Genomic DNA, 16756 nt, shown 5'->3' on the forward strand with positions numbered 1-16756 from the left:
GGGCCGGGCCGTCGCGGCGGCTCAGAGGGAGGCGGCCAGTTCGGTGCCCTGCTTGATGGCCCGCTTGGCGTCCAGTTCGGCGGCCACGTCGGCGCCGCCGATCAGGTGCGCCGACAGGCCGCGCTCGCGCAGCGCCTCGTACAGGTCGCGGCGCGGCTCCTGGCCGGTGCAGAGCACCACGGTGTCGACGGGCAGCAGTCGGCGCTCGCCGTCCACGGTGATGTGCAGGCCGGCGTCGTCGATCAGGTCGTAGCTGACGCCGGGGACCATCACCACGCCACGGTGCTTGAGTTCGGTGCGGTGGATCCAGCCGGTGGTCTTGCCGAGGCCGGCGCCGACCTTGCCGGTCTTGCGCTGGAGCAGGTGGACGCTGCGCGGGGACTTCGGCCGTTCGGGGGCGCGCAGTCCGCCGCGCTCGCGGTACTCCGGGTCGATGCCCCACTTCGCCTGGAACACCGGCGGGTTGAGACTCGCCGCGTCGCCCTGGTCGGTGAGGAACCCGGCCACGTCGAAGCCGATGCCGCCCGAGCCGAGGATGGCGACCCGCTCGCCGACGGCCGCGCCGTCGCGCAGCACGTCGAGGTAGCCGAGCACACTGGGGTGGTCGATTCCCGGGATGTCGGCGGGAGTTCGCGGGGTGACGCCGGTGGCGAGGACGATCTCGTCGTGGCCCTCCTCGGCGAGCCGCTCGGCCGTGACGGTCGCGCCCAGCCGCAGCGTGACGGCCAACTCGCCCAGCCGGGTGCGGAAGTAGCGCAGCGCCTCGTCGAACTCCTCCTTGCCGGGGATGCGCCGGGCGATGTCCAGCTGCCCGCCGATCGTCTCGGCGGCGTCGTACAGGGTGACGTCGTGGCCGCGTTCGGCGGCGGAGACGGCGAAGGCGAGGCCGGCCGGGCCGGCGCCGACGACGCCGATCCGCTTGCGCGACCGGGTGGGGCCGAGGACGAGTTCGGTCTCGTGGCAGGCGCGCGGGTTGACCAGGCAGGAGGTGATCTTGAGGTTGAAGGTGTGGTCCAGGCAGGCCTGGTTGCAGCCGATGCAGGTGTTGATGGCCTCGGCGCGCCCCGCCCGGGCCTTGGCGACGAAGTCGGCGTCGGCCAGCAGTGGGCGGGCCATCGAGACCAGGTCGGCGCTGCCCTCGGCGAGCAGCCGCTCGGCGATCTCCGGGGTGTTGATGCGGTTGGTGGTGACCAGCGGGATGCCGACCTTCCCCATCACCTCCTTCGTCACCCAGGCGAAGGCGCCGCGCGGCACCGAGGTGGCGATGGTGGGGATGCGGGCCTCGTGCCAGCCGATGCCGCTGTTGATGATGGTCGCCCCGGCGGCCTCGACGGCCTGGGCGAGGCGCACCACCTCGTCCAGGGTGGAGCCGCCGGGCACCAGGTCGAGCATGGAGAGGCGGTAGACGATGACGAAGTCCTCGCCGACCCGCTCGCGGACCCGGCGGACGATCTCCACCGGGAAGCGCATCCGGCGCTCGTACGGGCCGCCCCACTCGTCCTGGCGGTGGTTGGTCGCGGCGACGATGAACTCGTTGATCAGATAGCCCTCGGAGCCCATGATCTCGACGCCGTCGTACCCGGCGCGGCGGGCGAGTTCGGCGCATCGGGCGAAGTCCTCGATGGTCCGCTCGACCTGTTCGGCGGTGAGCTCGTTGGGCACGAAGGGGCTGATCGGGGCCTGGATCGCGCTGGGGGCGACCAGGTCGCGGTGGTAGGCGTAGCGGCCGAAGTGCAGGATCTGGAGGGCGATCTTCCCTCCGGCGGCGTGCACCGCGTCGGTGACCACCCGGTGCTTGTCGGCCTCCTCCTCGGTGGTCAGCATCGCGCCGCCCTCCCAGGGGCGCCCGGCCTCGTTGGGGGCGATGCCGCCGGTGACGATCAGGCCGACGCCGCCGCGGGCCCGCTCGGCGTAGAAGGCGGCCATCCGCTCGTAGCCGCCGGGGGCCTCCTCCAGGCCGACGTGCATCGAGCCCATGATCACGCGGTTGGGCAGGGTGGTGAAGCCGAGGTCGAGCGGGCTGAGCAGGTGCGGGTAGCGGCTGCTGCCGGGGTGGGCGCTCATCGACGTCTCCTGGGGCGCGGGCTGGGGGTCGTTGTTACCGCAGAGTAGGGGACGGGCGGCGCGGTATGCAACAAGTTGCATAGGGGTCGCACCCGGACCGACGCCGGGCCCTACCGGCCCGCTCCCCCGGCCCACACCCCCGGGCCGTACCCCCTTCGGCGGCGAACCCGGGACCGGAGCCGGGCGGGCCGCGTATCGTCGTGTCCCGGACATCACGGGGGCATCGCGAGCCCGGGAGAGGGGCGACTGTGCGGGGTGGATCGGTGGCCGTGGTCGGCAGCAGCATCGCCGGGAGCGCCTTCGCCGGCGCCGCCGCGCGGCTCGGCGCGCGGCGGGTGGTGGTGCTGGAGCGCAGTCCCGGCCGACTGGAGGACCGGGGCGTGGGGCTGTGCACCCACAACGACCGCTTCGACGAACTGGTCCGCGCCGGGCACCTCGACGCGGACACCCGCCGCCACCGCCTCACCGTCCGCCGCTGGATCACCCGGGGCGGCGGCGGCCGGGGCGACGGACCGGACGGCTGCGGCCGGCCGCTCTGGGACCAGCCGTTCCCGTTCCACTCCCACCACTGGGGCGTCCTCTGGCAGGCCCTGCGCGAACGGACGCCCGAGCAGGTCGAGTTCCGGCTGGGCACCACGGTGAAGGCGGTCGGCACCGAACCGGACGGCGCCTGGGTCGAGACGGACGGCGGCCGCGAGGGCCACGACCTGGTGATCGGCGCGGACGGCTACCGCTCGGTGGTCCGCGCCGCCGTCTGCCCGAAGGCCGAGCCGGAGTTCGCCGGGTACGTGTGCTGGCGCGGCAGCTACGACTCCGCCCTGCTGGCCGACCTGCCCGGCGGCGCGGCGCCCTGGCCGCAGGAGCAGTGCGTCACCGTCTGCTACCCCGGCGGCCAGCTGGTGATCTACCGCATCCCCGGCCTGGAGCCCGGCAGCACCCAGGCGAACTGGGTGCTCTACGCCCCCACCCCCGCCTGGCTGCGACTGGACGGCCCTACCAGCATCCCGGCGGGCAGCCTCACCGACGGACAACTGGACGGACTGCGACAGCTCGCCGACCGGCACCTGCCGCCGTACTGGGCCGGCCTGGTCACGCTGACCCCGCGCGAACGGACCTTCCTGCAGCCGATCTACGACCTGGCGACCCCGCACCGCACGGCCGGCCGGCTGCTGATCGGCGGGGACGCGGCGACCGTGGTGCGCCCGCACAACACCAGCGGCGTGGTGAAGGCCCTGCAGGACGCGGACGCCTTCGAACGGGCCGGCCGGGAGGCCGGCTCCCGGGCCGCCCTGCTGGCCGCCTACGACCGCGAACGGACTTCCGCCGGGCGGGAGTTGGTGCGACTGGGCCGCGCCCTCGGCCGCGCCCAGGTGACGGCGGCACCGGACTGGTCACGGATGGACGAGCCGGCCATGACCGCCTGGTGGCAGCGCCAACTCACCGGCGACGACAAGGGGTTCGGCGGCCACGCGCTCGGCCGCACGGGCTGAGCAGGCGTCCGCCGAACCCCGGCCGGCTCGCCGCGGACCGTCAGACGTTGACGCCGTAGTCGGTCGCGATGCCGCGCAGGCCGGAGGCGTAGCCCTGGCCGATGGCGCGGAACTTCCACTCGACACCGTTGCGGTACAGCTCGCCGAAGACCATCGCGGTCTCGGTCGAGGCGTCCTCGGTCAGGTCGTAGCGCGCGATCTCCTGGCCGTTGGCCTGGTTGACGATCCGGATGAACGCGTTGCGCACCTGGCCGAAGTTCTGGAGCCGGGCGTCGGCGTCGTAGATCGACACCGGGAAGACCACCTTGGCCACGTCCACCGGGACGCGGTCCAGGTCGACCTTGATCTGCTCGTCGTCCCCGTCACCGCCACCGGTCAGGTTGTCGCCGCTGTGCTCGACCGAACCCTCGGGGCTGCGAAGGTTGTTGAAGAACACGAAGTGCTGGTCGGAGACCACCTTGCCCAGCGCGTTGCACAGCAGCGCGCTGGCGTCCAGGTCGTAGTCGGCCCCGGTGGTGGTCCGCACGTCCCAGCCGAGTCCGACGATCACGGCGCTCAGACCGGGCGCCTCCTTGCTGAGCGAGACGTTGCCGCCCTTGGCCAGCGAAACTCCCACAATGCCCTCCTCGGATCTCTCCCTGTGGACGAATCTACAACACTGTAGAGATCACGAGAATCCATCCGGAGGCGGGCCCCGCCCCGGGGATTTCTCGGGGTCCCCGGTTCCCGGTCACCGGCCGGCGTCGATCTCGATCCGCAGCGCGCCGTTCTCGGCCGGCGCCCGGCGGGCCCAGCCGAGCAGCAGCTCCAGCACCTCGCGCTCGGCGGCCGGGAGCCGGGCCCGGTCCGCCCGCTCGATCTCCCGGACCAGCGCCGCCATCGACGGCTGCCCGATCCGGCTGCTGAAGTCGAGGTCCGGCTCGTGGTGGGCCAGGGTGGGCAGGGCCCGCTCCCCCAGGCGGCGCAGCACGGCCCGCAGCGCGCCGCCGTCCACGTGGGCCGCCAGCAGTCCGGTGCGCGGGGCCGGACCGGCCGTACGCCCCGTCCTCGCCTTCACGGACACCCGGTACAGCCCGAGGACGTACTCGCCCTCCGCCACCTCGTCGTCCGGCCCGTACGGCCGCGGGCCACCACCCGTCGCGCTCCGCATACCGAGCACCCTAGCGGCCGGTCGACCTAGACTTGCGGGAGATTCCCCACCGGATCCCGCCGGACATCCCCACACGTCACAGGCCCTGTCGTCGGAGGTCCCGATGCGCCAGCGGTACAGCTTCCACCTCGACCAGGGCGGGCACTCGGTGACCGTCAACGTCCGCTCCGGCTGGATCACCGAGACCGAGCTGCTGGTCGACGGCAAGGAGTGCGCCTTCCACCGCGTCCACGGGCACGGCGTCTACCCGCTGACCCTGGCCGCCCAGGTCGCCGAGGAGCCGCCGAAGCCGGTCGCGGTGCGGCTGGACCGCACCGGCGTGGCCGAGCGCCCGCTCTCCTGCGTCCTGGAGCTGGCCGGCGCCGAACACCCGATGCCCGAGCGCACCGCGCGCTGAGGGCGGAGGACGCCGAGCGCTTCGGCCACCGCCACCACGTCCGGCTCACCTGGCTCGCCGTGCGCCGCCACGGCACCGCCGCCGCCCTCGACCTGGCCGGCGAGGGCGTCCCGCGCACCCGCCACCACCGCCCGCGGACGCTCGCGGACGCCTGCGGACGCTCGCGAGCGAGCAGGCCCGGACCGCCTGGGTGGAGCCGGATCTCGCCCCGTTGCCCCGGGCCACGGCCTGACGCCCCCCGGGCCGCGGTCTGACGCGCCGGCCCGCCCCGCTCCGGCGCTACCGCCGTTCCGCGACGATCTCCTCGACCGCCTTCCGGGCCCGCTCGGCGTCCGCCGCGACCAGCCCGATCCGGGTCCGCCGGTCCAGCACGTCGGCCGCGTCCAGCGCGCCCTCGTGGCTGACGGCGTAGGCGACCTCGGCCCGGGTGACGTCCAGGCCCTCCGCGATCGGCGCCGGCTCCCCCGCCGCCAGGACCTCGTGGGCCGCGCCGCCGTACCGGGCGAGCAGCGAGGCGGGCACCTCCCCGGCCGGGCGCGGCCGGCTGTCCCGGTGGCCGGGCGCGCCGACCAGCGGCAGCCGGGCCGTCCAGCAGGCGCGGGCGGGCAGCCCGCGCAGCCGGACGGCGGCGTCCACCGCGTCCTCGGCCATCCGGCGGTAGGTGGTGAGCTTGCCGCCGACCACGGTGACCACCCCGGACGGGGACTCCAGCACCGCGTGCTCGCGGGAGATGTCGGCGGTGCTGCCGTCCCCGGTGTCGATCAGCGGACGCAGCCCGGCGTGCGCGCCACGCACGTCCGACCTGGTCAGGGCGGTGGCGAGGGCCGCGTTGACGGTGTCGAGGAGGAAGGAGACCTCGGCCTCGGCGGGCCGCGGTTCGTCCGGGATCGGGCCCGGGGCGTCCTCGTCGGTCAGCCCGATCGCCACCCGGCCGAGTTGCTGCGGCAGCGCGAAGACGAAACGGCTGGTGGAGCCGGGCACCGGCACGGTGAGGGCGGCGGTCGGGTGGCCGAGCAGGCCGGCGTCCACCAGCAGGTGGGTGCCCCGGCTGGGCCGGAGCCTGATCGAGGCGTCCACCTCGCCCGCCCAGACGCCGGTGGCGTTGACCACCGCGCCGGCCCGGACGGTGATCTCCCGGCCGGTCAGGGTGTCGACCAGCCGGGCCGAGGTGCCGGTGACCTCCTCGGCGCGCACCCTGGTCAGCACGCTCGCCCCGTACTGCGCGGCGGTCCGGGCGAGCGCGACCACCAGCCGGGCGTCGTCGACGAGTTGGCCGTCATGGGCGACCAGGGCGCCGCGCAGACCCGCCGTCCGAACGGCCGGCACCAGCCGGCGGGTCCGCTCGGCGTCGATCCGGCGCACCCGGGGCAGCAGCGCGCCCGGGGTGCCGGCGCTCAGCCGCAGCGCGTCCCCGGCGTGGAAGCCGGTGCGGATCAGCGCGGCCTGGCCGGGGCGCAGCAAGTCCGGGAGCAGCGGCACCAGTTGGGGCAAGGCGCGGATCAGGTGCGGGGCGGTGCGGGTCATCAGCACGCCGCGCTCGACGGCGCTCTCCCGGGCCACCTTGATCCGCCCGGAGGCGAGGTAGCGCAGGCCGCCGTGCACCAGCTTGGAGCTCCAGCGGCTCGTCCCGAAGGCCAGGTCGCGGGCCTCGACCAGCACCGTGCGCAGGCCGCGCGAGGCGGCGTCCAGGGCCACGCCGGCGCCGGTGACGCCGCCGCCGATCACCAGGAGGTCGATCCGGGGGGCGTCGCCGAGCGCCTGGAGCTCCCGCGCCCTTCGGGTGGCGTCGAGTCGGGCGGTACCGGCGTACGGGCCTGCGGTGGGGGTCATGGCGCGAGGTATCCGTTCAGCGCTCTGGCCAGTTCGCGCCGCCAGGCCGCCTCGGGCAGCAGGGAGGCGACCATGCGGTGCGACTGGACGGTGGACTGGGCGATCAGCAGGACCATGGCGGCCAGTTCGAGCGGTTCGCCGGCCCGGATCGAGCCGTGCGCCTGACCCTGCTCGATGCCGGTGCGCAGCGCCTCCAGCAGTCCGCGCTGGCTGGCGCCGAGCCGCTCGACGACGTACTGGAGCAGCAGGTCGGAGTCGTCGGAGCGGAGCAGCGCGCCGATCACCGGGTGCTCGCGCAGCCGGACGGCGATCTCCACCGTCCGCTCGACGAAGGCCTCCCGGTCCGGGCCGGCCTGCGGGGCGCCCTCCAGGGTGGCCAGGATCTCCCGGGTGAGCAGCGCGCCGATCAGCGCCCGGACGTCCGGCCAGCGGCGGTAGACGGTCGGGCGGCTGACCCCGGCGCGGCGGGCGATCTCGGCCAGCTGGGTGCGGCGCACGCCGAGGTGGACGATCAGGTCGGCGGCGGCGTCCAGGATCGCGTCGTCGGTGCCGCGCTCCGCGGCGGTCCGCGCCTGGGGCCGGGGCTGGGTCCGGTTCTGGGACTGGGACTGGGGCTCGACGTTACTACTTGACATGATGTGTGAAACTGTAACGCATGGCACCTGAGACGCAAGCGGAACCGGCCGGCGCCGCGCTTCCGCTCCCCCCGATGAAGTGGGACGCCTGGGGCGACCCGGCCCTCGCCAAGGAACTGTCCGCCGACATCAAGGGACTGCTCGCCGCCGCCCTCGGCATCACCGACGACGCCGTCCCCGGGCCGGACGCCGACGAGGTCGTGCTGCGTGCCTCCCGGATCTCCGCCGCGGACCTCCAGGCGCTGGCCGGCGCCGTCGGCGAGACGCACGTCAGCGCCGCCGACGCCGACCGGCTGCCGCGCGCCGGCGGCAAGTCCACCCCCGACCTGCTGCGCCGCCGCAGCCGCGAACCCCAGGACGCGCCCGACGCGGTCGTGCTGCCCGGCACCGAGCAGGAGGTCGCCGCCGTCCTCGCGGTGTGCGCCGAACGCCGCATCGCCGTCGTCCCGTTCGGCGGCGGCACCAGCGTGGTCGGCGGCCTCGACCCCGAGCGCGGGGCCTTCGACGCCGTCGTCTCGCTCGACCTGCGCCGCTTCGACCGCCTCCACGACCTCGACGAGACCTCCGGCGAGGCCGTCCTCGGCGCGGGCCTCACCGGCCCGGCGGCGGAGGCGCTGCTCGCCGAACACGGCTGGGAGCTCGGCCACTACCCGCAGAGCTTCCGCTACGCCACCATCGGCGGCTTCGCGGCCACCCGCTCCTCCGGTCAGGACTCCGCCGGGTACGGGCGCTTCGACGAGATGGTGCGCGGACTGCGCGTCGTCACCCCCGCCGGAGTGCTCGACCTCGGCCGCGCCCCCGCCTCCGCCGCCGGCCCCGACCTGCGCCAGCTGTTCCTCGGCTCCGAGGGCACCCTGGGCGTGATCACCGCCGTCCGCCTGCGCGTTCACCGGCTGCCCGCCGTCAAGGCGTACGAGGCGTGGAGCTTCCCCGACTTCGCCACCGGCACGGCCGCGCTGCGCGCCGTCGAGCAGCAGGGCACCGGCCCGACGGTGATCCGGCTCTCCGACGAGGCCGAGACCATGGTCAACCTGGCCATGACCGAGCAGATCGGCGGCGCCCCGGCGGTCAGCGGCTGCCTGGCCGTCACCGTCTTCGAGGGCGGCGCCGCCCAGGTCGCCGCCCGGCACCAGCTCACCCGCGACGCGCTGCTCGCCGCCGGCGGCACCTCGCTCGGCGAGGGCCCCGCCCGGGCCTGGGAGCACGGCCGGTTCAGCGCCCCCTACCTGCGCGACTCGCTGCTCGGCGCGGGCGCGCTCTGCGAAACCCTGGAGACCGCCGCCGACTGGGCGCGGCTCGCCCACCTGCGCACCGCCGTCACCGAGGCGCTCACCGGGGCCCTGCCCGGCGCCCTGGTGCTCTGCCACATCTCGCACGTCTACCCGACCGGCGCCTCGCTCTACTTCACCGTCGTCGCCGCCCTCGGCGAGGACCCGCTCACCCGCTGGGCCACCGCCAAGCGCGCCGCCGGGGACGCCATCCTCCGCGCCGGCGGCACCATCACCCACCACCACGCCGTCGGCGCCGACCACCGGCCGTGGATGACCGAGGAGATCGGCGACCTGGGCGTGCGCGTCCTGCGCGCCGTCAAGGCCGAGCTCGACCCGGCGGGCATCCTCAACCCCGGCAAGCTGATCCCATGAACCGTGCCCGTGGGGGGTCGATGTGAGAACCGTCCGCAGGGTCGCCGTTCTCACCAACCCGGCGGCGGGCATCGGCCACGCCGAACCCGCCGCCCACCGGGCCACCGCCCGGCTGCGGGCCCTCGGCGTCCAGGCCGAACCGCACGCCGGGCGCTCCCCCGAGGACGCCGTGCGCCTCGCCCGCGAGGCGGCGGCGGACGGCGTGGACGCGGTGGCCGTGGTCGGCGGCGACGGCATGGTCAACCTCGCCCTCCAAGCCCTGGCCGGCAGCCCCGTCCCGCTCGGCCTGATACCGGCCGGCACCGGCAACGACCACGCCCGCGAGTACGGCCTGCCGCTCGGCGCCCCCGAGGCCGCCGCCGACGTCATCGCCGCCGGGCGCACCCGGGGCGTCGACCTCGGCCGGATCACCGGCCCGGACGGGGCGGTGCGCTGGTACGGCTCCGTCCTCGCCACCGGCTTCGACTCGCTGGTCAGCGACCGCGCCAACCGGCTGCGCTGGCCGCGCGGCCGGACGCGCTACAACCTCGCCATCCTCGCCGAGTTCGCCCACCTGCGCCCGCTGCCGTTCCGGATCACCCTGGCCGACGGCACCGTCATCGAACGCGACCTGACCCTGGCCGCCGTCGGCAACACCCGCAGCTACGGCGGCGGCATGCTGATGTGCCCCGCCGCCTTACCGGACGACGGGCTGCTGGACGTCACCCTGGTCGACGCCATGCCCCGGCTGCGCATCGCCCGCTTCTTCCCCACCCTCCTCAAGGGCACCCACACCACCCACCCGGAGGTCACCACCCTGCGCACGCAGTCGCTGCGGATCGAGTCCCCGGGCATCACCGCCTACGCCGACGGGGAGTTCATCGCCCCGCTGCCGGTGGACGTCGCGGTGGTGAAGGACGCCCTGCGGCTCCTGGTGCCGTGAGGCCGTGAGGCCATGACGCAGTGACACCGGACGCCGTGACGCCGCCCCGGTCCGACCGGCCCGGACCGCGGGGGCGGGGAGACGGCGTCCGGCGTCACACCAGGCGGCGGCGCCAGAGCAGCGGGCGTATCTCGATCGCGTGGGACGGGTCGCCGTTCCAGAGCGCCGGCAGGCCCACGGCGGCCAGGGCCGCGACGACCTCCTCGCCGACCGCGGCGGTGGTCTCCGGGGAGCCGTCGAAGCCGCCGTACAGCAGGCTCAGGCCGCGGCCGAGGGCGGCGGCCTCGGTGCACTGCTGGTGGAAGTAGACGAAGCCCCTGGCCCCGGGATCGCCGGCGTCCCAGATCTCGCCCTGGCCGCAGGAGCGGCAGCACGTGAAGTGCTCCCGCGCGGTGATGCCGGCCGCCTCCAGGGCGGTGAACGCCCGGGTGAGGCGCTCCGGCTCGGTCTCGCCGATCCAGCCGCTCTGCTCTCCGACGCGCTCCAGCCAGAGCCGGTCGGCGAGCTGCCAGGCCTGGGCGCGGGAGACCGGTCGGCGCTCGCCCGAGACCAGGTGGTCCGCGGCCTCCTCGGCGAGCCGGGACCGGTCGGTGTAGCCGCAGGCGAGGGTCAGCCGCAGCCGGTCCTCCAACTGCCGCCGCTCGTCCGCGTCCATCTCCAGCGGCGGCACCGGCTCCGGCGCCGGGCCCAGGTCGAGCGGCCGCCAGTCCAGGCCGTCGTCCCAGCCCGCCGCGCCGCGCGCCCAGCCCGTCATCGCCTCGACGACCGGCTCGGGCCCGTCCAGCTCCACCGCGAAGTGCCGCGCCGCGGAGCCGTCCCGGTACTCCAGCTCGTAGAACCCGCCCTCCTCGTGCAGCACCTGGACGAACACGTCCGGCAGGTCCGGTATCCGGGTCACGACGACGATGCGGTCGTCCGGCGCGCCGATGCGCCGGACCATCCCCGCCAGTTCGTCCGCCGTCACCCTCAGGTGCCGGGTCCGGTTCGTCTGCACCGCGATCGCCAACATGGGCGCCACCCTGGCACACCGCACTGACAGTCCCGCGGTCCGGCCCCCGCTCCGGGTCAGCGGCGGGCGTCCGCGCCGCCGGGGCGGGCGGAAAACCGGGTGCTCCCGGGGCGGGCGACCGGTAGCCTGCGACCCATGTCGAGCCCCGAGGCATCCAGGGTGGGGGCTTTCGGTCACGCGCCGTCAGCTCCCTGAACACCCGGACCACCGAGTTCCGAGCGAGCGCCGCAGCCGCGCCGCCCGGGGGCTGAGCGTGCGGTGACGAGACGTCCCTCCCTCGTTCCCACCGCCTTCCTCGGAGTTCCTCGATGCCCCTCCCCCTCTATCTGCTCGCCCTGGCCGTGTTCGCCATGGGCACCTCGGAGTTCATGCTGGCCGGGCTGCTGCCCGGCCTCGCCGCCGACCTCGGCGTCAGCGTCGGCGCGGCCGGCGGGCTCACCTCGGCCTTCGCGGTCGGGATGGCCGTCGGCGCGCCGCTGATGGCCGCGCTCGCCCGTGGCCGCAGCGGGCGCGGCAGCCTGCTCGGATTCGTCCTGGCCTTCACGGCGGCGCACGCCGTCGGGGCCGTCACCACGAGCTTCCCGGTGCTGCTCGTCACCCGGGTGGCGGCCGCGCTCGCCGACGCGGGGTTCCTCGCCGTCGCCCTGACCACCGCCGCCGCGCTGGCGCCGGCGGACCGCAAGGGGCGGGCGCTCGCCGTGCTGCTGTCCGGGACGACGATCGCCACGGTGGCCGGCGTGCCCGGCGGGGCGGTGCTGGGCGCGCTGTTCGGGTGGCGCTCGGCGTTCTGGGCCGTCGCGCTGCTCTGCCTGCCCGCCGCCGTGGGCCTCGTCAAGGGCCTTCCGCCGCAGGCCGCTTCGGCCGATCGGACCGCCGCCCCGGCCCCGGCGCTGCGCGCGGAGCTCGCCGCACTGCGCCGCCCGGGGCTGGCGCGCGCGATGGTGCTCGCCGCGCTGGTGAACGCGGCGACCTTCGGCGGCTTCACCTTCCTCGCCCCCGTGGTGACCGGCCCCGCCGGCCTGGGCGAGCCGTGGGTCCCGGTCGCGCTGGCGCTGTTCGGGGCCGGGTCGTTCGCCGGTGTCAGCGTCGCCGGGCGGCTGGCGGACCGCCGGCCCGGCCCGCTCCTCGCCGTGACCGGCCCGCTGCTGCTGCTCGGCTGGCCCGCGCTGGCCGTGTCGACGGACGAACCGGGCGCCCTGCTCCCCTTGGTGTTCCTGCTGGGCGCGCTGTCCTTCGCCATGGGCGGCACGCTGATCACCCGGGTCCTGTACGAGGCCGCCGGTGCGCCCACGATGGCCGGCGCCTACACGACCGCCGCGCTCAACGCGGGTGCCACGACGGGCCCGTTGCTCGCCGCGACCGCGCTCGGCGCCGAGGGCGGCGGACCCGGTCCGTTCTACGTCTCCGGGCTGCTGGTCGCGGCCGCCCTGCCGATCGTCGCGGTCCGTCCGCTGCGGGCGCGCGGCCGGTGACCTGCCGCGCCTCCCGCGGATGTGCCCTGACCCGCCGCGCCGGATGGCCGGATCGCCGGATCACCGGATGGCCGGCCGCGGCCGACGCTCCGGCAGGCCCTCGATCCGGCGGCCCCCGCTACCCGCCGGGCGAGGCCGGGCCCGAGGCGAAGAGCAGCAGGACCCAGCCGACGACGGAGAGAACGGCCACCGAGCGGCCGACCACGGCCGCCCGGAGGCCCCGGTGCGGGCCCTCGGCCCGCTGGAAGGCACCGACCAGCGAGGCGGTCGTCGCGACCGGCAGGGCGAGCCCGACCAGGGCCCCGCCCAGGCGCCCCGGTCCCGCTCCGGCCCAGAGGAGGAACAGCGCGGCGAACACCGCCACCGGCACCATCGCCAGCCCGGCGGCGACGGTGGCGACCCGGAAGCCACCCGGTCCGGGCCACAGGAGCGCCCCCGTGCACGGGACGAAGCAGACCGCCACGACGACGTGCACGACCGAGGCGTGGAATCCGTCCCGCACCCCGACGAGCACCAGAGGTACGGCGAACACCCCCATCGCCAGCGCGACGAGCCCCGGCGCGCTCGCAGGAACCGTCCTCACGGCTCCCCCCCTCCACGGCAGCATTTGAACACGTTCAACATAGCAGGCTCCCCCCGGTGGCGACCGCCACCACCACCCCGGGAAGGGGCGCCCTCAAGCCGCTCCCGAGGGCACCCCTTCCCGACCTGCCGCGGCCCGCTACTGCCGCACCGCGCCCAGCGCCGCCGGCCTGGTCCGCAGCAGCGCGCGGACCGGCAGCCCGGTCGCGCCGAGGCAGAGCAGCACCGCCCCGGCGGCCAGCGGCAGGGCGAGCGTCGGCGGGACGTACGGGGCGGAGTCGGCCACGCCCCGGGCGACCGGCACCAGGGTGATCCCGGCGATCGCCGCGCCGACCGCGAGTCCGGTCGCGGCCACCAGCAGCGCCTCCCAGCGCATCATGCCGCGCACCTGGCTCCGGGTGGTGCCGGCCAGCCGCAGCAGCGCGACCTCACGACGCCGGTCCAGCACGGTCATCACCAGGGTGTTGGCGGCGCTGACGGCGGCGAACCCGCCGAGCACCCCGGCCATCACGGTGTTGGCCCAGCCGCTGAGCTCCAGGTCCTTGTCGGACTGGGCGACGAACCCGGCCCGGTCGGTCACGGCGGCCCCGGCCGGCGCGCCCAGCCCGGCGGCCACCGCCGCGCGGTCGGCGCCGGGCGCGTCGGCGACCAGCACCTGGCTGTCGTACCCGGCGGTGACGTGCCCGGCCACCGCGGCCCGCGGCAGCACCGCCTGGCCGACGCCGAGCCCGCGCCCGTACACCGCGACCACGGTGGGGCGTACGGCGGTGCCGTCGCCGAGCCATAGCGGGACCCGGTCGCCGACCTTCGCGCCGAAGGCGTCGGCCATGGTGGTGCTCAGCGCGATGGTGTCGGGGGCGCGGCCGAGGTCGGCGAGCGAGCCGCTGCGCACCCCCAGATCGAGCACCTTCGGCAACCGGGCCGGGTCGCCGTCGATGCCCAGCACGGGGGCGGAGCCCAGCCGGCCCGCGTTCTCGTAGACGACTCCGGTGCGCAGCACGCCGACTGCGGTGTCCACGCCGGGCACCCCGGCGGCCCGCTCGGCGGTCCCGGCGGGCAGGCCGGGACCGGTGGTGCCGACGACGTGGTCGGCGGTGACGCCGGCCCGGACGTTCTCGCCGGTGGTGTGGCGCACGGTGCTCTGGAGGACCAGCAGGGTGCCGCAGAAGGCGGTGACCAGGACGATCGGGGTGATCGCGGAGGCCAGCCGGCGGGCGTTGGCGCGGGTGTTGTCGGCGGCCAGCGAGCCGGCCGCGCCGCCGGCCCGCAGCGGGGCGCCGAGCACCACGGCGGCGCCCCGGGCCAGCCAGGGGCCGAGCAGGGCGACGGCCAGCATGAAGCACATCACCACGCCGAGCGCGGTCTGGGCGGCCGCGGCGCCGTCCAGGGCGGTGGCGACGACGGCGGCCGCGGCGCCGCCGGCGGTGAGGAGCAGCCCGAGGGCGGTGCGCACCCGGCCCGGGCGGGGCGGTTCGACGGCGGCCTCGCCGAGCGCCTGGGCGGCGCGCATCCGGGACGGCCGGCGGGCGGCCAGGAAGCCGGCGGTCAGCGCGGCGAGGGTGCAGGCGAGGACTGCGGCGAGCATCGGCAGCGGGCCGACGGACAGCCGGACGCCCCCGGGGACGGCGCCGCGCTCGACCAGCTGGCCGAACCACCAGCGGGCGAGGGCGAGTCCGGGCAGGATGCCGAGCGCGGCGGCGAGCGGCGCGACCAGCATCGCCTCGGTGGCGATGGTGCGGCGGATCTGGCGCGGGGTGGCGCCGATCGCGCGCAGCAGGGCGAACTCGCGGGCGCGCTGGCCGGTGGCGAGGGCGACGGTGCTCATCACCACGAAGACCGCGGTCATGGTGGCGTAGCCGCCGAAGGTGCCGCCGAGGGCCATCAGCATGGTGCGGGCGCCGCCGAGGGCGGGGTGCTCGACGGCGCCCCGGCCGTCCCCGGTGAAGGTCCCGGCCGTGCCACCGACGGCCTGGCGGACCTGGGCGGCGAGCGCGGCGGTGGGCACGCCCTCGCGGGGCTGCACGGCGATGGCGTCGATCCGGCCGGGGTGGCCGGCGAGGCGGTCGGCGGTGGCGTCGGCGAACCAGGCGGTGGGGCCGGCCTGCTGGGCGGCGGCCAGGCCGGAGACCCGGTAGCTCGCGGTGCCGCCGGGCGCGGTGAGCGTGAGGCTCGCGCCGGGCGCGAGGTGGGCGGCGCGCGCCGTGTCGGCGTCCAGCACCACCTCGTTCGCGCCGGGCGCGCGGCCCTCGACCAAGGTGTCGGCCGGCCCGGCGATGCCGAGCGCGCCGAAGCCGCGGCCGGTCAGCGCCGGGGCCCGGCCGGTGGCGGGCAGCGGGAAGGCGGTGTCCGGGCGGGCCGCCGCGACCCCGGGCAGCGCGGCGATCCGGCCGACCAGCGCGGCATCGGTGCGAGCCCGCTCCGGGGTGGCCTGCTCGACGGTCTCGGTGTCCTCACCGACCTTCCGGTGGATCTTCACCGACTGCTCGGCCGCGACCACCACCGGGGCGGCCGCGTAGCGGTCGGCCGCCAGGCTCGCGGTCAGGCCGGTCTGCAACAGCGTGCCGCAGGCCACCACCACGGCGGCGCCCAGCAGCAGGGCGACCAGGGTGCCCACGAAGGACGCGGGCCGGAAGCGCACCGAGGAGCGCGCGAGTCCGTTCGTCATGCCGCCACTCCCACCGGGCGGACGGTCAGCGCGACCATCCGGTCCGCGACGGCCTGCGGGCTCGGGTGCGGCAGGTCGTCCACGAGGGCACCGCCGGCCAGGAACAGCACCCGGTCGGCGAAGGAGGCCGCCACCGGGTCGTGGGTCACCATCACCACGGTCGCGCCGAGCGAGTCCACCGCCTGCCGCAGCAGGGTCAGCACCTCGTGCGCGGTCCGGGTGTCCAGCGCGCCGGTCGGCTCGTCCGCGAACAGCACGTCCGGGCGGGTGATCAGCGCGCGGGCGATCGCCACCCGCTGCTGCTGGCCGCCGGAGAGCTGGCCGGGCCGCCTCCGGGCGTGCTCGCCGAGGCCCACCCGCTCCAGCAACTCCCGCGCCCGGGAGCGGTCCTGGCGCTCCCCGGCGAGGCGCTGCGGCAGCAGGACGTTCTGCTCGACGGACAGCGAGGGCAGCAGGTTGAAGGACTGGAAGACGAAGCCGATCCGGCTGCGGCGCAGCTCGGTGAGCCGGTTCTCGCTCAGCGCGGTGATGTCCTCGCCGCCGAGCCGGACCTGCCCCGAGTCCGGGCGGTCCAGGCCCGCCGCGCACTGGAGGAAGGTGGACTTGCCGGAGCCGGAGGGGCCCATCACCGCGGTGAAGCTGCCGTGGGCGAGCGCCAGGTCGAGCCCGCGCAGCGCCCGCACCCGCGCCTCGCCGCGCCCGTAGTCACGGCACACCCCGCGCAGTTCGATCGCGGGGGCCGTCCGCGCCGCCGATCCGTACGGCACGGACCCGTACGACGCCGATCCGTACGGGTCGGTGCCGTACGGGTCGGTGCCGTGCTGCTCGGTCCTGCGGCGGTCTTGGCGGCGTGCCATGGGTGGGCCTTCCTTCGGTGCTGCGTCGCTCGTCGTCAAC

14 protein-coding genes are annotated in these 16756 nt (G+C 76.1%); 5 read left to right on the plus strand and 9 right to left on the minus strand.

From position 1 onward, the window contains the following. Positions 1-21 precede the first annotated feature (21 nt). Positions 22-2064: an FAD-dependent oxidoreductase gene (locus ACFRMQ_RS02515; RefSeq protein WP_380726063.1), complete on the minus strand. Its 2043-nt coding sequence runs from the start codon at positions 2062-2064 to the stop codon at positions 22-24. 269 nt (positions 2065-2333) lie between these two features. On the opposite strand from ACFRMQ_RS02515, the gene ACFRMQ_RS02520 reads away from it, so the two are divergent. Beyond that, the gene (locus ACFRMQ_RS02520; protein ID WP_380726065.1) at positions 2334-3554 is read left to right on the plus strand and encodes a monooxygenase; all 1221 of its coding nucleotides are present in this window, start codon (positions 2334-2336) and stop codon (positions 3552-3554) included. 40 nt (positions 3555-3594) lie between these two features. On the opposite strand, the gene ACFRMQ_RS02525 is transcribed toward ACFRMQ_RS02520, so the two are convergent. Then, the gene (locus ACFRMQ_RS02525; RefSeq protein WP_380726067.1) at positions 3595-4170 is read right to left on the minus strand and encodes a TerD family protein; all 576 of its coding nucleotides are present in this window, start codon (positions 4168-4170) and stop codon (positions 3595-3597) included. Between the two features lie 114 nt (positions 4171-4284). After that, a complete protein-coding gene (locus ACFRMQ_RS02530) occupies positions 4285-4704 on the minus strand; it encodes a hypothetical protein (RefSeq protein ID WP_380726069.1) in 420 nt (139 codons plus the stop codon). Between the two features lie 103 nt (positions 4705-4807). On the opposite strand from ACFRMQ_RS02530, the gene ACFRMQ_RS02535 reads away from it, so the two are divergent. After that, positions 4808-5101 carry a hypothetical protein gene (locus tag ACFRMQ_RS02535; RefSeq protein ID WP_380726071.1) on the plus strand — a complete coding sequence of 98 codons (294 nt, stop codon included), beginning with the start codon at positions 4808-4810 and terminating at the stop codon, positions 5099-5101. A 279-nt stretch (positions 5102-5380) separates the two neighbouring features. Here the strand turns inward: ACFRMQ_RS02535 and ACFRMQ_RS02540 are convergent, their stop codons facing one another. After that, complete coding sequence (locus ACFRMQ_RS02540) at positions 5381-6931, minus strand: glycerol-3-phosphate dehydrogenase/oxidase (protein ID WP_380726073.1); 1551 nt, start codon at positions 6929-6931, stop codon at positions 5381-5383. Then, positions 6928-7566, minus strand: coding sequence for a TetR/AcrR family transcriptional regulator (locus ACFRMQ_RS02545; RefSeq protein ID WP_380726075.1), 639 nt, complete (start codon positions 7564-7566; stop codon positions 6928-6930). The genes ACFRMQ_RS02540 and ACFRMQ_RS02545 overlap by 4 nt, the downstream gene beginning before the upstream one ends. A 20-nt stretch (positions 7567-7586) precedes the next feature. Between ACFRMQ_RS02545 and ACFRMQ_RS02550 the strand changes: the two genes are divergently transcribed. Both ACFRMQ_RS02550 and ACFRMQ_RS02555 read left to right on the plus strand, forming a co-directional pair. After that, positions 7587-9209 (plus strand): FAD-binding oxidoreductase, encoded by a 1623-nt coding sequence (locus tag ACFRMQ_RS02550; RefSeq protein ID WP_380726077.1) that lies wholly within the window; start codon positions 7587-7589, stop codon positions 9207-9209. 22 nt (positions 9210-9231) lie between these two features. Continuing rightward, positions 9232-10131 carry a diacylglycerol kinase gene (locus tag ACFRMQ_RS02555; protein ID WP_380726079.1) on the plus strand — a complete coding sequence of 300 codons (900 nt, stop codon included), beginning with the start codon at positions 9232-9234 and terminating at the stop codon, positions 10129-10131. 94 nt (positions 10132-10225) lie between these two features. On the opposite strand, the gene ACFRMQ_RS02560 is transcribed toward ACFRMQ_RS02555, so the two are convergent. Further along, on the minus strand, positions 10226-11140 hold the full coding sequence (locus tag ACFRMQ_RS02560) for a DUF6891 domain-containing protein (RefSeq protein ID WP_380726081.1): 915 nt from the start codon (positions 11138-11140) through the stop codon (positions 10226-10228). A gap of 308 nt (positions 11141-11448) precedes the next feature. Here ACFRMQ_RS02560 and ACFRMQ_RS02565 point away from each other — a divergent pair, with 308 nt between their 5' ends. Next, positions 11449-12612, plus strand: coding sequence for a Cmx/CmrA family chloramphenicol efflux MFS transporter (locus ACFRMQ_RS02565; RefSeq protein WP_380726083.1), 1164 nt, complete (start codon positions 11449-11451; stop codon positions 12610-12612). A 118-nt stretch (positions 12613-12730) separates the two neighbouring features. Here the strand turns inward: ACFRMQ_RS02565 and ACFRMQ_RS02570 are convergent, their stop codons facing one another. The 3 genes from ACFRMQ_RS02570 to ACFRMQ_RS02580 all read right to left on the minus strand — a co-directional run bounded on the left by ACFRMQ_RS02570 (position 12731) and on the right by ACFRMQ_RS02580 (position 16716). Further along, positions 12731-13195, minus strand: coding sequence for a hypothetical protein (locus ACFRMQ_RS02570; RefSeq protein ID WP_380726085.1), 465 nt, complete (start codon positions 13193-13195; stop codon positions 12731-12733). A gap of 138 nt (positions 13196-13333) precedes the next feature. After that, entirely contained in the window at positions 13334-15859 is a 2526-nt protein-coding gene (locus tag ACFRMQ_RS02575; protein ID WP_380726087.1) for an ABC transporter permease, read from the minus strand. Next, a complete protein-coding gene (locus ACFRMQ_RS02580) occupies positions 15856-16716 on the minus strand; it encodes an ABC transporter ATP-binding protein (protein ID WP_380726089.1) in 861 nt (286 codons plus the stop codon). The genes ACFRMQ_RS02575 and ACFRMQ_RS02580 overlap by 4 nt, the downstream gene beginning before the upstream one ends. Positions 16717-16756: the final 40 nt, after the last annotated feature.

This window comes from Kitasatospora sp. NPDC056783 (genome assembly GCF_042789895.1).
Classification (GTDB): domain Bacteria; phylum Actinomycetota; class Actinomycetes; order Streptomycetales; family Streptomycetaceae; genus Kitasatospora.

Bases quoted from the DNA above. Each gene is read 5' to 3' on its own strand.
- ACFRMQ_RS02545 (WP_380726075.1), bottom strand. From the start codon at position 7,566: ATGTCAAGTAGTAACGTCGAGCCCCAGTCCCAGTCCCAGAACCGGACC.
- ACFRMQ_RS02550 (WP_380726077.1), top strand. From the start codon at position 7,587: ATGGCACCTGAGACGCAAGCGGAACCGGCCGGCGCCGCGCTTCCGCTC.
- ACFRMQ_RS02575 (WP_380726087.1), bottom strand. From the start codon at position 15,859: ATGACGAACGGACTCGCGCGCTCCTCGGTGCGCTTCCGGCCCGCGTCC.
- ACFRMQ_RS02580 (WP_380726089.1), bottom strand. From the start codon at position 16,716: ATGGCACGCCGCCAAGACCGCCGCAGGACCGAGCAGCACGGCACCGAC.
- ACFRMQ_RS02565 (WP_380726083.1), top strand. From the start codon at position 11,449: ATGCCCCTCCCCCTCTATCTGCTCGCCCTGGCCGTGTTCGCCATGGGC.
- ACFRMQ_RS02540 (WP_380726073.1), bottom strand. From the start codon at position 6,931: ATGACCCCCACCGCAGGCCCGTACGCCGGTACCGCCCGACTCGACGCC.
- ACFRMQ_RS02560 (WP_380726081.1), bottom strand. From the start codon at position 11,140: ATGTTGGCGATCGCGGTGCAGACGAACCGGACCCGGCACCTGAGGGTG.
- ACFRMQ_RS02530 (WP_380726069.1), bottom strand. From the start codon at position 4,704: ATGCGGAGCGCGACGGGTGGTGGCCCGCGGCCGTACGGGCCGGACGAC.
- ACFRMQ_RS02535 (WP_380726071.1), top strand. From the start codon at position 4,808: ATGCGCCAGCGGTACAGCTTCCACCTCGACCAGGGCGGGCACTCGGTG.
- ACFRMQ_RS02515 (WP_380726063.1), bottom strand. From the start codon at position 2,064: ATGAGCGCCCACCCCGGCAGCAGCCGCTACCCGCACCTGCTCAGCCCG.